The sequence below is a fragment of the Wansuia hejianensis genome (genome assembly GCF_014337215.1).
GTDB classification, from domain to species: domain Bacteria; phylum Bacillota; class Clostridia; order Lachnospirales; family Lachnospiraceae; genus Scatomonas; species Scatomonas hejianensis.
Genome location: NZ_CP060635.1, coordinates 2268587 through 2282908 on the forward strand (window position 1 = coordinate 2268587; position 14322 = coordinate 2282908).

Annotated in this window: 14 protein-coding genes; 1 reads left to right on the forward strand and 13 read right to left on the reverse strand. The window is 51.1% G+C overall.

The features are described 5' to 3' along the window. Window positions 1-140: 140 nt before the first annotated feature. The 5 genes from H9Q79_RS10525 to H9Q79_RS10545 all read right to left on the reverse strand — a co-directional run bounded on the left by H9Q79_RS10525 (window position 141) and on the right by H9Q79_RS10545 (window position 4073). The gene (locus H9Q79_RS10525; RefSeq protein WP_249328247.1) at window positions 141-506 is read right to left on the reverse strand and encodes a metal-dependent transcriptional regulator; all 366 of its coding nucleotides are present in this window, start codon (window positions 504-506) and stop codon (window positions 141-143) included. Between the two features lie 22 nt (window positions 507-528). Beyond that, the gene (locus H9Q79_RS10530; protein WP_118647672.1) at window positions 529-1917 is read right to left on the reverse strand and encodes an ABC transporter ATP-binding protein; all 1389 of its coding nucleotides are present in this window, start codon (window positions 1915-1917) and stop codon (window positions 529-531) included. After that, window positions 1914-2606 carry an energy-coupling factor transporter transmembrane component T family protein gene (locus H9Q79_RS10535; RefSeq protein ID WP_118647674.1) on the reverse strand — a complete coding sequence of 231 codons (693 nt, stop codon included), beginning with the start codon at window positions 2604-2606 and terminating at the stop codon, window positions 1914-1916. Before H9Q79_RS10535 ends, H9Q79_RS10530 begins: the two co-directional genes overlap by 4 nt. After that, window positions 2607-3200 carry an MptD family putative ECF transporter S component gene (locus tag H9Q79_RS10540; RefSeq protein WP_249328248.1) on the reverse strand — a complete coding sequence of 198 codons (594 nt, stop codon included), beginning with the start codon at window positions 3198-3200 and terminating at the stop codon, window positions 2607-2609. It abuts the gene before it with no gap. A gap of 258 nt (window positions 3201-3458) precedes the next feature. Beyond that, a complete protein-coding gene (locus tag H9Q79_RS10545) occupies window positions 3459-4073 on the reverse strand; it encodes a TetR/AcrR family transcriptional regulator (RefSeq protein WP_118647676.1) in 615 nt (204 codons plus the stop codon). A gap of 154 nt (window positions 4074-4227) precedes the next feature. Between H9Q79_RS10545 and H9Q79_RS10550 the strand changes: the two genes are divergently transcribed. Beyond that, window positions 4228-4488: a helix-turn-helix domain-containing protein gene (locus tag H9Q79_RS10550; protein ID WP_118647678.1), complete on the forward strand. Its 261-nt coding sequence runs from the start codon at window positions 4228-4230 to the stop codon at window positions 4486-4488. A 315-nt stretch (window positions 4489-4803) separates the two neighbouring features. On the opposite strand, the gene H9Q79_RS10555 is transcribed toward H9Q79_RS10550, so the two are convergent. The 8 genes from H9Q79_RS10555 to H9Q79_RS10590 form a co-directional block, all read right to left on the reverse strand. Beyond that, a complete protein-coding gene (locus tag H9Q79_RS10555) occupies window positions 4804-6279 on the reverse strand; it encodes an FGGY-family carbohydrate kinase (protein WP_118647680.1) in 1476 nt (491 codons plus the stop codon). Then, window positions 6276-7217 (reverse strand): transketolase family protein, encoded by a 942-nt coding sequence (locus H9Q79_RS10560; protein WP_249328249.1) that lies wholly within the window; start codon window positions 7215-7217, stop codon window positions 6276-6278. Before H9Q79_RS10560 ends, H9Q79_RS10555 begins: the two co-directional genes overlap by 4 nt. Continuing rightward, window positions 7214-8032, reverse strand: a complete 819-nt coding sequence (locus H9Q79_RS10565) for a transketolase (protein ID WP_118647684.1) — start codon at window positions 8030-8032, stop codon at window positions 7214-7216. Before H9Q79_RS10565 ends, H9Q79_RS10560 begins: the two co-directional genes overlap by 4 nt. 25 nt (window positions 8033-8057) lie before the next feature. Beyond that, window positions 8058-9491, reverse strand: coding sequence for an alpha/beta hydrolase domain-containing protein (locus tag H9Q79_RS10570; RefSeq protein WP_118647686.1), 1434 nt, complete (start codon window positions 9489-9491; stop codon window positions 8058-8060). Then, window positions 9492-10457 carry an ABC transporter permease gene (locus H9Q79_RS10575; RefSeq protein ID WP_118647688.1) on the reverse strand — a complete coding sequence of 322 codons (966 nt, stop codon included), beginning with the start codon at window positions 10455-10457 and terminating at the stop codon, window positions 9492-9494. 12 nt (window positions 10458-10469) lie between these two features. Further along, the gene (locus tag H9Q79_RS10580; RefSeq protein WP_118647690.1) at window positions 10470-11957 is read right to left on the reverse strand and encodes a sugar ABC transporter ATP-binding protein; all 1488 of its coding nucleotides are present in this window, start codon (window positions 11955-11957) and stop codon (window positions 10470-10472) included. 182 nt (window positions 11958-12139) lie between these two features. Continuing rightward, window positions 12140-13204: a sugar ABC transporter substrate-binding protein gene (locus tag H9Q79_RS10585; protein ID WP_249328250.1), complete on the reverse strand. Its 1065-nt coding sequence runs from the start codon at window positions 13202-13204 to the stop codon at window positions 12140-12142. A gap of 18 nt (window positions 13205-13222) precedes the next feature. Beyond that, a complete protein-coding gene (locus H9Q79_RS10590) occupies window positions 13223-14002 on the reverse strand; it encodes a GolD/DthD family dehydrogenase (RefSeq protein ID WP_249328251.1) in 780 nt (259 codons plus the stop codon). Window positions 14003-14322 lie beyond the last annotated feature (320 nt).

The following is a 14322-nucleotide window of genomic DNA, read 5'->3' on the forward strand; positions in this document are numbered from 1 at the left end:
TGCCGCTTATATCCCCTTTAAGGATAAACTGCGCTAGTTCCCGCTGCTGATCTGCGGAAAGCAGGGCAAACAGTTTTTCTCCGATCTGCCAGCCGGTTTCAGCTAAATCAAGTACGGCTAATTTCCCATATCACCACCACCTAACCATCATCCAATGCTTTCTTTAACTTTTGAAAAGACTCCGCGCTGATCGCATGTTCAATGTTGCAAGCGTCTTGTTCTGCTATTTTGGGGGCTACGCCTGCCGCTATGAGCCGTTCTGTAAAAAAACGATGTTTTTCAAAAATCTGTTCGGCAAGCTGCAATCCTGTTTCTGTGAGGGAGAGTGTGCCGTCAGCATTTTTAACAAGATAGCCGGATTTAGAAAGCTCCTTGACTGCCCGGCTTACGGAAGGCTTTTTTACCCCCAACTGCTTTGCAACATCCACGCAACGGACATAGCCATGACGCTGCTGCATTATTAAAACGGCCTCCAGATAATCTTCCATCGAAGAAGTTAAAGACATAAAGGCTCCTCTCTTTTAGTTCTTATTTACTCAAATCCCACTGAAAACTACAACAGGCTTGAATCAGTTCCTCATCATGGGTGATCACTAATACGGCTTTTCCCTCGGCCGCGGCATCTTCCAATGCAGAGGCAATTTTCCGCATGTTCCCGCCGTCCAGCCCCGACGTAGGTTCATCGAACAATAAAATTTTCCTGTCGGATAAAAGGCCGCAGGCAATGGAAAGGCGCTGCTTCTGTCCGCCGGACAGAATAGCCGGATGCGCGTCTTTGTAAGCGTAAAGATCTAATTTCTTCAGCAAATTTCTGGCCCTTTCCAATTGTTCCTCTGTCCTGAAAATCCCTAAGAACAGTTCTTCTGTTACGCTGTTTGTAAAGAATTGTGTGCCAGTGTCGTTGGAACTGTACCAGCAGCTTTTCCGCCGCCGTGACGAACCGGCTTTCCGACCGTGAAGGGAAATACTGCCCTTGGACGGACGTTCCAAGCCGGCAACGATTTTTGCCAGTGTTGTTTTTCCCGCCCCGTTGTGTCCGGTGATGGCAATGATCTGCCCCGCCCAGGCTGCAAGGTTTAAATTCTCCCAAATTGTATGCTTCCCTCGCTTACAGGAAAGGCTTTTCAGGGAAAGAAGAGGCGAGCCTGTGACGGCAGGTATGGAGAGCCTTGAAGGCATACAATGCTGTACAGCGCGCAGTTCCAACTGTTTCATGACTTCAGAAGGGAGCAGTCGCATTTGTTCAGGCGTGCGCTCCCACTGGATGGCTCCATCCCGGATATACACAAAGCGATCCGCTACATCCATCAGCCAGGAAATCCGATGTTCCGCAATCAGAAGCGTGCAGCCTTCCCGCTTTAGCCCTTGGAGAACTTCCCGCAGTTCTTTAACACCTTGGCCGTCCAGATTGGCGGTAGGCTCGTCACAAACATAAACGGGAGGGTTCATGGCGTAGACAGAGGCCACGGCTGTACGCTGCTTTTCTCCGCTGGAAAGCACATCAAGGGAGCGGTCACGCAATTGTTCCAAACGAAACCGCCGGATAGCCACGTCTGTTCGCAGAACTATTTTTTCATGCGGGAAGCCGTAATTTTCACAGCTGAAAGCAACTTCTCCCGGCATTTCAGAGGAGAAAAACTGACTTCCCGGATCCTGGAACACACTGCCCACCGTTTTTCCCCGTTTCCACAATGGCTCATCGCTTCTGTCTTTCCCATTAATCTGAAGGCGGCCGGAAAACCGGCCCATATGAAAGGCAGGCGCAATGCCGTTCACTATATGGATCAAGGTGGTTTTCCCATTTCCCGAAGGGCCGGTCAATACCACGCATTCGCCTTTCCGGACATGCAGACAAATATCGGTCACGCCTGCCTCGGAGTCGGCATATTGAAAATTCACATGTTCAAACCGGATCACTTTATCCCTCCTATTATGAAAAACAGGATGATTCCAATCGCCCATATTCCCATCCAGAGGAAATCAGCCAGCTGAAGCTTTCTGGCATAGTAGCTTCCCCGCACCCCCGGTGCCTGGGCGCCACGCGCTATCGCCGATACGGAAAGCTGATCCGCAATCTGCAGGCAGCGCAGCAGCATGGGCACCAACACATATTCGCAGGTAACGGCAGGGTGGCGGAGCACCTGCACTGGTCCGGTCAGCCTTCGGTTCTTCATGGACTGCCGAATCCCCTTCAGTTCCGCCTTCATGGTTGGGAAAAACCGAAATACCACCAGCAGCCCTAAGATAACCGGAGTGGGGGTATGAATTTTCGACAGGGCGGCCGAGAGCTGTCCCGGAGGCGTGGTAATGAGCTCCCACGCCACCAGGAATACCGGCATAAGGTTGTAAAACATCAGCACATAGAACTCCGAAAAAAACACCATACGCAGGCCGTGAAAGCGAATGAGATACAGCAGCAGCGCCAGCGCCAGATAAAAAATGCCGAAGGTCAGGCAGAGCCGCCACCGCTTTTCAAAAACCAACTGGCAGAAAGCAAGCAGCGCAAGAAGACAGGTCAGCAGGGTGTTTGCGGTAAGCGACACTCCAAGGATCGCGCAGGCCGTCGCCCACACTTTTACCGGAACGGATAAGGCTGTTTCCCGCATTTACAGAACACCCGCTTTTTTGAAATGCTTTTGAATCAGCTTCCGTCCGATCAAGCTGCCCAAGAATCCGCAGAGCACGGTAAAAATCAGGATAAAAATCACCCAGCCCGGCGCTGTATAATACTGAACGTAAGCGTCGATATAACTCTGCTCCATACCGCTGGCAACCGCAAAACTGTAATAGGTATCCCAGAAAAACCAGATGGGAAGCAGATTTACCCCGTTGTATAACAGGCTGGAAAGCGTCCAGGAGACAGTCAATCGGTTTGGCGTAATTCCTTTCCAAAGGATGATTTCCGCGAGGATTCCTACCACGATAAACCACGGGAGCAAAAACCAGTTGCCCATCATCAGAAAGACAAGGCCCAGCAGCGTCATGTATACCAGTGAAACAAACCGTTTGCGGATGCGGTTTACCATCAAAAAATAGACAGGCCCGCAGACAAGCATGCTAATGCCTACGGAAAGCACCATGCTGACAAAATCATTTACCATGCAGACCATGTTGAGCCCCAGCTGAATGACAATGAGCAGCACGGTCATCAGTACCAGTGTGATAACGTCTTTTACAGACCATTTTTTTGCGTTTTCCATTTTTGATTCTCCTTTATTTTCTCTTATGATTCTTGCAGCTTCCAGCTTAATGCCTTTTCACGCAGCCCCTATAAACCGCCGTACAGGCCGTCCTGTATCATGAGTTCCTGATGTGTTCCCCGCTGTACGGTCCGCCCCCATTTCAACACAAGGGGATGGCCCGCATTCCGGACAGCGGAAAGGCGGTTGCATCATCCAAACGAATATCCTCCTTCCTTAGAGTTAGCCTACGCTAACCATCGCGCAAAAATTTAAGGTTCATTTGAACCTTAAAAGGCCGCTCCAGCCACAGTTGAAAAAGACTGCCAGTTCATTGACATAGCCAATCGCCTGTTCCCGGCTCATATCATGGGCGACTGTTTCAAAAACGGCGGTAAAATAGGCGCTTGTGATCATATGGTGAAGGTCACGGTTGACCGTCCCCTCCAATTTCCCGAGCTGCCGGAGCTGCTGATAGTAATCCTCCGTCTGATCGACTTCAAGCTCCACAAGCTCATGAATATAGTTGGCATACCGGGTTCCCTCGGAGCAGCAAATCACCAGTTTGAACGCATCGAAATGATCATAGATGTAATTGATAAAGTAATTCAGGTAGCTGGTAGATAAATCTTGGCTCTGTCCCGTTTTATCCTCTGTAACCAATTCATAATGTGCTTGCTGCGCCTGTTTAAACTGAGCGATCAGTTCGTCGGCCGCCGGAGCTACCAAAGCGTCAAACAACGCTTCCTTACTGTTGTAATAGCCATAAAAGGCCCCTTTGGTAAAACCGGCTTCTTTGACAATGGCCCGCAGGGAAGCATCTTTAAAGCCCTTCTCCAAAAACTCCCGCTTTCCAACCTCAAGAATGCGCTTTTGCGTATCAGTCAGCTTCACGTTTTGTTCTCCCTTCATATACCATCGGTATATACCATTGGTATATTAACATAAGCAGTGTGATTTGTCAACAAGTTTTGAGCGAGCGTATAGCGCTGGATCGAAAACAACTTTGAAATTAGCGCCTTAAATATAGAGGATTTGACGAAAATAAATGCCGCAAGAAGTTCACGTTGATCCTGTGGCATTTTATATTATGGTTGCGCTTAACAAAAACAAGCTCCAAAAAGCATTTCAGCTTACAGAAGGCATAAGCATTAGGGAATACATTCGGGCATTGCGGATGGAACTTGCTCTGGAACCTTTTGAAAAAAGCGATATGTCCACTGGCAACATCGCAAAAGCAGTTGGCTATCATGGAGTATCAAATTTCTACCATGTCTTTCAGCAGAGATTTGGAGAAACATATTCATAAGCTGTTTTCACAGATTGGCAAGCAATGCAAACATGTACATGTTTGCGATTTTGGCGGGTTTTCTACCCGCCAAAATGCTTGTTGAGGGATAACCCCCAAGCCCCCAAGATCGCTACCTTCGGTAGCGGCTGCGCGTCCTGCGGACGCTGAAAAATTTTTAATAAGCAAAAGAAAAACTCTATGCAAATGGTTCGTCCATTCACATAGAGTTTTCTTATTTCCCGTTCACTTGGCATAGGTTAGTATTTTCGCAATACTTCTATATGTTCCTCTGCCATTCCGGCCGGTTACCTTTTATCAATATATTTTCTCTATTCAGCGATGGGTCAGCGCCTGGCGCACCGCATCCTTCCATCCGCTATACAACTCTGTCCTAAGCCTCTGTTCCATGGCCGGCTCATAACTCCTGTGGGCGATATGCTGATAGATGCGCTCCGGGTCGTACAGCCCCGCGGCGATGCCGGCCGCATAAGCGGCCCCCATCCCAGACAGCTCCTGCAGCTCCGGGACGCTGACGCGCACATCCGCCATGTCACTCTGGAACTGCATCAGGTATTCATTGGCGGTGGGGCCTCCGTCCACACGGATTTCCTCCAGTTTTTCTCCTGATTCTTCCCGCATCAGATGGATCAGGTCTGTAATCTGATAAACGATGCTCTCCAGACAGGCTTTGGCGATTTCATTTTTTCCCGTCGTCCGGGTGATCCCGGTCAGAAGCCCGGTGGCTCTGGAATCCCAATAAGGCGCCCCCAGCCCCGTGAAAGCCGGCACAAAGTAGGCGCGGTCCATGGGATTCGCCTTTTCTGCCATTTCTCCGGTCTCCGATTCCCGGCCAATCAGTCCCACATCATTTTTCAGCCAGCTGATAACGGCTCCTGTATAATTCAAATTTCCTTCAAACACATAACTGACCCGGTGATTCATGCCCCAGGCAAGGCTGGTGACAATTCCTTTATCGCTCAGCCTGGGCGTTTCCCCAATATTCATCATAACTGAAGAGCCTGTCCCATAGGTGGTCTTCATCTGTCCCGGTTTCCGGCAATCCTGTCCAAACAGCGCTCCATGGCTGTCTCCCAGCACGCCGTGTATGGGAATCGCACCCGGCAGCAGGCCTCCCAGATCCGTCGTGCCGAAGCAGCTGTCCGACATACAGACTTCCGGAAGAGCCTCCCGCGGGATTCCGAAGCTGTCACAGATTTCCCCGTCCCAGCACAGCTCAAAGATATTAAAAAGCTGCGTCCTGGATGCGTTGGAATAGTCTGTTTTATGGGCCCTTTCCACAGACAGCTGATAGATCAGCCAGCTGTCGACAGTTCCCACGGCCAGATCGCCGTCTTTTGCCAGCCGCCAGGCTTCCGGCACATGTTCCATGATCCACGCCAGCTTGGAGGCCGGAAAATACGGCGACAGGGTAATTCCGGTTTTTGTACGGATCATCTCCGCTTCGCCCCGGTGCCGTTCGCAGATCTCCGCCGCCCTGGCGCACTGCCAGACAATCGCAGGATACACAGGCTCTCCCGTCCTGCGGTTCCAGGCTACTGCCGTCTCTCTCTGATTGGAAATCCCAAACGCCAGAATGTCTTTCGTTGAAACGGCGGCTTTCTCCACCACGTCCCGGCATACGGCCAGGGTATTTTTCAGAATTTCCACAGGATCGTGCTCCACCCAGCCTCTGTCATTGATGAGCTGCGCATGGGGACGGTCCGCCCGCTCTGTCAGAATCCCGTTTTCATCAAACAACAGCCCTTTGGTTCCCTGTGTGCTCTGATCCACTGAAAGTATATATTTCATACCCGGCCTTCCTCCCAAAATGCCGCAGCCCTCCCGGCAATTCCCTGGCTGTCCATTCCGTACGCTGCAAACACTTTTTTATTTTCTCCGGGAATGATATGCCCGTCCGGAAGTGCCAGCTGAAGCACCCTTTTAGGAATGTTCTGAGACAGCGCCTGGCATACCAGGCTCCCCAGCCCCCCATGGGGCGCATGCTCTTCCACCGTTACAAAACAGCCGGTTCTTCCCGCGGCCTGCAGCAGAGTCTCCCGGTCAAAAGGCTTCAGGCAGTACATATCAATCAGCCCCGTGGATATCCCCTTTTCTTCCAGAATACGCCGCGCCTCCACCGCATAAGGCACCATCTCTCCGCAGGCCACCAGTGTGACGTCTGCTCCTTGAGCGATCACTTTTGCCCTGTTCAGGGTGAATTCTGTCTGCTCGTCATATACGTCCTCCGTAGCCGACCTGCTGACGCGGACGTACGCCGGAAGCTCATCCTCCAGCAGGGCTTCTATCAGCCGGCTGGTCTGAAAACGGTCGCTGGGCAGATACACCCGCATATCCGGAAGGGCACACATGGCCGCAATATCCTGGCAGGAGTGATGAGTCATGCCCAGCGCTCCATAGCTGATTCCCCCGCTGATTCCAATCAGGGTAACATTTGTTTTAGAATAGGCCACATCAATTTTCGCCTGCTCGTAGCTCCTGGTGGACAGAAAGCTGGCTGGCGAGGCCGCGAAAACCTTCTTTCCGCAGGACGCCATTCCGGCCGATACCGACACCAGATTCTGCTCAGCGATTCCCACTTCATAGCTCTGGTCCGGATATTCCTTAAAAAACGGCGTCAGAGACGCGGACCCTCTGGAATCCGAACACAACACAACGAGATCCGGGTCCGTTTTTGCCGCTTTTAACAGGGTGTCACAAATTGCCTGCCGGTTCGTTATTTTATTCATACCAGCACCTCCTCGATCTCGGCCGCCGCCTGCTTGTACTGCTCCCCGCTCATCACGCCGTGATGCCAGGAAGCCTGGTTTTCCATAAAGGATACTCCTTTGCCCTTGACCGTATGGGCGATCACGGCGGTTGGCCCGTCCTGATAACTCTTCGCCAGCTCATAAGCGGCCCTTAGCTGCCCGCAGTCGTTGCCGTCCGCCACCTGGATCACATGAAAGCCAAAGTCGCGGAATTTGCTCTCGAGATCGGCGCTGCACATTACCTCGTCCGTCCTGCCGCTGATCTGCAGGCGGTTCAGGTCGACGGTGACACAGAGATTGTCCAGGTGATAATGGCCCGCCGCCATCATGCCTTCATAATTAGAACCTTCCGCCATCTCTCCGTCGCCGGTCACCACATAGACCCTGGCCGGACTGTGGTCGCGCTTCAGCGCCAGCGCCATCCCTACTCCTATGGATATCCCGTGACCGAGGGAACCGGAGTTAATTTCCACCCCCGGAACCTCCGCATTCGGATGGCCGATATACCTGGATCCATAATGACTGAAAGTCCGGATCGCCTCCTGCTTGTCAAAAAAGCCCTTTTCACCGAGCACACAGTACAGGGCATCCGCGCAATGTCCCTTGCTCAGCAGAAACCGGTCCCTGTCCGGATCTGTCCAGTTGTCAGGCGACACATTCATCACCTGAAAATACAGGGTCGCAAGAATGTCAACGACGCTCAGATCCCCTCCTACATGGCCGGCTCCGGAGTTATGTATCATCTCTATAATATCTTTCCGCAGCTGATAGGTTAATTTCCTCAGATCGTCCATACGCTCTCCTTTCATACAAAAGCATCTATTCACCAAATACCTCCGCCGCTTTCCGCAGCGCATAAGCCATACACAGCTCCTGATCCGCTTCCAGGACCAGCCCCCGGCTCACACAGTCCCTCAGGCTCTTCCGGAACCGTTCCAGATAACCCTCTCTGGAGCCATACAGCCCTTCCGCCCTTTCTCTGGAGTAATTCTCCACATAGCCGAACAGCGTGCTGGCAAAGGCGAAATCCGGCTTCATGGGCGTACATACCGGGTGATAGATGCACAGGGGCACTTCCACAAAGGGCAGGCGGAAACCTCCCACCGCGTTGCCTGAACCATCCACCAGGTTGACCAGATGTTCATCCACCCTGACCGGCTCTGCCGTGAACGGACGCCGTCCGTCTCTCACCCAGCCGTACAGAAGACTCAGGGCTGCCTGAAACGCCACTTCATAGGGAAAATCATTGGGATGCGTCTCTTTTCCCGGATAATTGGGCACAATGCCTGCCAGGAACACATCCACATCCCCCAGATAGTAATCAATCATCGTAGATTTCCCATCATGGGTGGCTCCAGGAACATCATACACACAATACTGCATTTCCTTCTCAAAGGTGGTGACCCCTCTCGACTCTGCATTCCCCCACAGAGCATTTTCACTTTCTGTATGCATTTCCAGGAAAGGCTGTAAAACCTTTTTCAATTTCCGGGAGCTTTTCATCGCCGTGCGGCCGCAGCCCTGGTTCAGGTCAGGCATGCAGCTTCCGGCGCTTCCCGCAGAATAGTATCCGTCAAAATACGGGACCTCCAGCTCTTTTTCATAAGCAAATTCGTTAATAAAGCGGATCATGTAGCCTCCCGACTGGGACCAGCCTGCCAGGTACTGGTAATAAGGCCCGTAATTCCCGATCAGCTCATTTCCCTTTTTCCTCAGCAGCAGAGCCAGGTCAGTCAGCATGTCCCAGAACAGGCCGTCCTCTGTCTCAGGAGAAGAAGCCCCTTCCATGTTCCCCAGGTCCTTATCCTCCATACCGTAAACGGGATCTTTCACGGGATTAGCCCAGTTCAGCGGCCTGTATCTCGCCTCATCCACCTTCAGCATAGCGGGGATCACGTTGGGTTTACTTGTGATCCCTATGTAAATATCCCCGTTTCTCATCAGATAACGGTAGTTCAGCGCCCAGCACCGGTCAAAATCTATGAAGCTGGTGGAATTCAGTATCTCAACCACCACATTCCCGCTGAATCCTTGAGGATTTTCCGGCCGGCGCACCAGCAATCTGTTGGTATAGGGACATTCCGGAAAAATCACCGTCTTCCTGCCCTCTTTCCAGCCATAAACGTTGGAGCTCCCATGGATAAAATATTCCTCCTCCAGGTATCCCTTTTCAGCAAAGCCGCATTTGACGGCCGCCGCCGCGAAGGGATGTGATTCTTCCGTGGTTGCGATTTTCTCTATCCTCTCAATCATTTATGCTGCCTTTCTCTTCTTCTGAACCGCGTCGAAAGCAACCGCCATGGCCAGAATCAGCCCTTTGGCCACCTGCTGCCAGTATTCGCTGACGCCGATGATCGTCAGTCCGTTGGAAAGAATGCCGATGATCAGTACGCCTACGATGATATGACGGATCTTACCTTCTCCGCCGTTGATGCTGATGCCGCCCACCACGCAGGCTGTCAGCACGTCCATCTCATATCCGTCGCCGGCCTTGGGCTGCCCGGAATTCACGCGGGAGGTCATGATGATCGCGCCCACAGCGCTTAAAAACCCGCACATGGCATACGCCAGGATCTGTATTTTTCTTGTATTCAGCCCACAGAGCCTGGTAGCTTCCGAGTTGCTGCCCACGGAATAGAAATAACGTCCCATATAAGTCTTGCTGAGGAAAAACGCAAAGACCAGAAGCACGACAGCCATGATAATCACCGGCACCGGGACTGCGCCCACATAGCCCTGTCCAAATACCTTGAATCCTTCAGGGAGATGGTAGATGGACGCTCCGTTGCAGATGATGAAGCCCAGCCCCCGGAACACCAGCTGGGTGGCCAGCGTGCCGATCATCGGCGGCATGCCGGTCAGGGTAATCATCAGCCCGTTGATCAGGCCCATGAGAATACCGATCACCAGTCCGACCAGAATCGCAGCGCCGGCGGGCATTCCCAGATTGACCGCTGCCATAGAGGTAATGACGCTGACAACCGATACGATAGAACCTACGCTCAGGTCAATCCCACCGGATATCAGAACAAGGGTCATGCCCACGGACACGATTGCCAGAATGGATATCTGGCGAAGAATCGTTATAAAGTTGCTGATCTTAAAGAATTGCGGTGAAAGGCAGGAGAAAACAATGATAATCACAATCAGCACCAGCAAAACCGCAGACTCCCGAATGATATTTTTGAAATCAAACTTCTTCGTATTTGTTTTGTTCACTTTCTCATCCTCCTACTTTGTTATATTTGACGCCTTCGCCATGATGCCTTCCTGCGAAAAATTCTCTTTTGAGATTTCACCGGTCTGGCGTCCTTCATAGAGCACAACGATCCGGTCAGACATCCCCATCAGCTCCTCCATCTCAGAGGAAATCATCAGGATGGCCTTCCCCGATTCAGCCAGCTCATTCATCAGGAAATAGATTTCCTGCTTTGCGCCTACGTCAATGCCTCTTGTGGGCTCGTCGAATATCAGGATTTCCGCGTCGCTGGCCAGCCATTTGCTCAATACGACCTTCTGCTGGTTGCCTCCGCTCAGATTGCCCACCTTCTGCCCAAAAGAAGGAGTCTTGATCCGCAGATCATCTTTGTGTTTCTGCAATATTCTATTTTCACTTTGGCGGTTCACTACGCCAAACCTTGATATCTTCTTAATGATCGGCAATGTGATGTTGTCCCGGATCGGCAGGCTCAGGATCACCCCCTGCTGCTTTCTGTCCTCCGGCACCAGGCAGATACCGTTATCCACCGCATCCTTCGGCGAACGGATTTTCACTTCCCGGCCCCTGATCAGGATTGTCCCCGATTCCATGGGGTCCGCCCCGAAGATCATTCTTGCCGTCTCCGTCCTCCCGGCTCCCACAAGGCCTGCCAGGCCGAGAATCTCTCCCTTCCTCAGCTCAAAGCTGATGTCCGAAGCACCCTTTCCGGTCAGATGCTTCACCTCCAGCACAGTTTCACCGATACAGTCTCCCCGGCTGGGATAGGTCTCTGTAATTTCACGGCCAACCATAGCGCACACCAGATCATGTCTGGAGATCTCACTGATTTTATGTGTGGAAATCCACTGTCCGTCTCTGAAAATCGAGAGCCGGTCCGCGATTCGGTAAATCTCATCCATCCGGTGTGAAACATATATGATGGTGACGCCTTCGCGTTTCAGGTTCTCCACCAGATTCAGCAAAATATCCACCTCATTGTTGGTCAACGGCGCCGTAGGCTCGTCCATAATCAGGATTTTCACGTTTTTTACTATCGCTTTCGCGATTTCAACCATCTGCATATAAGCGACTGACAGATCCTTCACCAGAGTCCGGGGATGTATATCTATTTTCATCATCCGGAAAATCTCCGCCGCTTTCCGTTCCATCGCCTTGAAATCTACTGTCACTCTGTTTCCGATAAAATTGCCCATAAACATGTTCTCGGCAACCGACAGATTGGGGATCAGGTTAAATTCCTGATAAATCACCTCGATACCGAGCTTTTTGGAGAGCGCCGGCGTCATGGCTGCATAACTCTGGCCTTCTACGGCTATCTCCCCCTCGTCCGGAGTGATGGCTCCGGAAATCACTTTAATCAAAGTAGATTTCCCCGCCCCATTCTCTCCTACCAGAGCATGGATTTCCCCCTTTTTCAACCCAAGCGACACCTGGTTCAGTGCGGTCACACCTGGATATTTTTTTGTGATTTCTTTTAATTCCAATATATTTTCTTCCACGCCAGTCTCTCCTTCCCAAATGATCACTCATGAAACATTCCCCGGCGGGCCGCGGGAACACCGCGCACTGATCTTTGACCCGCGGGTTCTCTGCGGCCTTCGCTTCTCCGTTCACAAATACACCGCCCGCGAACGGTAACACTCCAGGCCCGCCAGGGCGTACCGGTTGCAAATTGCTTTTATTATTTCAGCGCATCCAGAAAGCTCTGTACATTATCTTTCGTCACGGCCTCCAGCGGGAAATAATTCACTGTCTCTTCAAGGATTCCTCCGGTAGCCAGAGTGATGCCGTCTTCAATCATCTGCACTCCTACCTCATTCAGATGAAGTGAAACTGTCCCTCTGTGAATACTCCCTTCCGCCACTGCCTCCAGGCCTTCCAGTGAACCGTCGCAGGCGAACAGTCCCACATCGTCTCCGACCCTGTTCGCGCCCTTGAATGCCTCATAAGCGCCTAAAACCACTGAATCATTGATGCCTACCACGCCATTCAGTTCCGGATAAGCCTGCAGGAAATTTTCCGCAGCCTCCAGGCCGTCTGTGGTTGAAACCGCGTCTGTCTCAATGACGATCTCACAATTGGGATCTTTTTCGGCCAGAGCCGCATGAATGCCTTCCACCCTGTCCAGAATGAAATCATAGGAGCTGGCATTCAGAAGGCCGATCTGGCATTTGCCGTCCTCAAACTGTTCATTCGCCCATTCCGCGCACATGGTCCCGATCTGGTAGCCCAGGTCATAGTTTGACGCCAGATAAGACGCGCTGGCATTTTCCATCTCGTTATCAAATGAAAGGATGATGATCCCCGCGTCAAGCGCTTCCTGATTTACCGTCTCTGTAACCTCTGCGTCTGAATTCTGTTCGATAATGACATTGCATCCGGACGCGATAAAGTTCTCAATCACATCCACCAGCGTAGAAGAATCATTGCCGGTATCCTTCAGGATGAATTCTGCCCCTCTGGCCTTTGCCGCCTCTTCCATGGCATTGCCCATGGCCACATAGGAGGTATTGCCCAAATCCGCGAATACACAGCCGATCTTCAAGCCTGTGCCGTCGGCTGCTGCCGATGAAGCGGCGGATGAAGCGCCTGTGCTCTCTGAAGATGCCGCCTGTGAGGCGCTTGACGACGCGCCTGCGGATGAGGCTGAAGACGTATTGCCCGTTGCAGCCGTATTGCCGCAGCCCGCCAGTAAACTACCCGCCATAATTGCACTCAGTGCAAAACCTAATACTTTCTTTTTCATTGTTAAACCCTCCATTTTTTATTTTATTGTGAAACCGCCGTCTACAACCAGATCTTCGCCTGTTATCATATTGGACTCATCGCAGGACAGGAACAGCACCGCAGCCGCAATTTCATCTGTCTCTGCAAATCTGTGCGCCGGAATAGAATTGATCATGTCAATCTTAACCTGGCCCTGCCATGCCTTATCCCCCATATATGTATTTACCACGGTAGGCGCAACGCCATTGACATTGATGCCGAACTCTGCCCATTCCAGGGCGCAGACTTTAATCATCCCCACAAGAGCCGCTTTTGACATGGTATAGCCCACATGCTTGTCAATGGCAATAAAATCAGCCTGTGATGTCACACATACGATCTTTCCTCCTTTCCCCTGTTTGATCATCTGGTTGGCCACAGCCTGACACATCCTGAATACTCCCACGGCATTGATTGCAATATGCCTTTCCACAATATCAATGCCGATGGATTCCGCGCTTTCCAGCTCCACATAACCCGGCATATTTGCCAGAATGTCAATCTCCCCCAGGGAGCCGACAACTGCCTGAACGGTATTCTCAATCTCACTCTGCTTAGTAACATCACATTTGATCCCGACGGTTCTGACGCCAAACCTCTGCGCCAGCTCCGCTGCCACTTCCTCTACATTATCCTTGCAGTCAACGATCGCGACATTCGCGCCTTTTTTCGCATACATTTCCGCCGTGGCGCCGCCGATGCCTCCGCCGCCGCCCACGACAACCGCAGATTTCCCGCTCAGGTCAAAGCTTCCGTCTACTTTTTTGTACTCAATCATTTTCTAAATCCCTCTCTTTCGGTTTAAATCTGTTCAACTGATAGATTCAATTATATTCATTAAACATTCAATTGTAAATCGGTTAAGTTCACAAATATTTATTAAATTTTTTGGTAATATCGCCCTCATCTCTGAATATCCATCTGGATTTTCCTTTTAAATCGCTATATAAATGCCCATGTTTTTTATTTCAGTAATTGATAAGTGGTATTTCCCGTTTATATCGTTTAATAAATTATTTGAACAATTTAAATTTACTTATTGACTTTTTATTCTGATTCTTTATAATGGAATTAATGCAGATATTTACATTAGTATGA

Excerpts from the sequence above, each read along its gene's own strand:
- H9Q79_RS10525 (WP_249328247.1), bottom strand. The coding sequence starts at position 506 with ATGTCTTTAACTTCTTCGATGGAAGATTATCTGGAGGCCGTTTTAATA.
- H9Q79_RS10535 (WP_118647674.1), bottom strand. The coding sequence starts at position 2,606 with ATGCGGGAAACAGCCTTATCCGTTCCGGTAAAAGTGTGGGCGACGGCC.
- H9Q79_RS10540 (WP_249328248.1), bottom strand. The coding sequence starts at position 3,200 with ATGGAAAACGCAAAAAAATGGTCTGTAAAAGACGTTATCACACTGGTA.
- H9Q79_RS10550 (WP_118647678.1), top strand. The coding sequence starts at position 4,228 with ATGCCGCAAGAAGTTCACGTTGATCCTGTGGCATTTTATATTATGGTT.
- H9Q79_RS10555 (WP_118647680.1), bottom strand. The coding sequence starts at position 6,279 with ATGAAATATATACTTTCAGTGGATCAGAGCACACAGGGAACCAAAGGG.
- H9Q79_RS10560 (WP_249328249.1), bottom strand. The coding sequence starts at position 7,217 with ATGAATAAAATAACGAACCGGCAGGCAATTTGTGACACCCTGTTAAAA.
- H9Q79_RS10565 (WP_118647684.1), bottom strand. The coding sequence starts at position 8,032 with ATGGACGATCTGAGGAAATTAACCTATCAGCTGCGGAAAGATATTATA.
- H9Q79_RS10570 (WP_118647686.1), bottom strand. The coding sequence starts at position 9,491 with ATGATTGAGAGGATAGAGAAAATCGCAACCACGGAAGAATCACATCCC.
- H9Q79_RS10585 (WP_249328250.1), bottom strand. The coding sequence starts at position 13,204 with ATGAAAAAGAAAGTATTAGGTTTTGCACTGAGTGCAATTATGGCGGGT.
- H9Q79_RS10590 (WP_249328251.1), bottom strand. The coding sequence starts at position 14,002 with ATGATTGAGTACAAAAAAGTAGACGGAAGCTTTGACCTGAGCGGGAAA.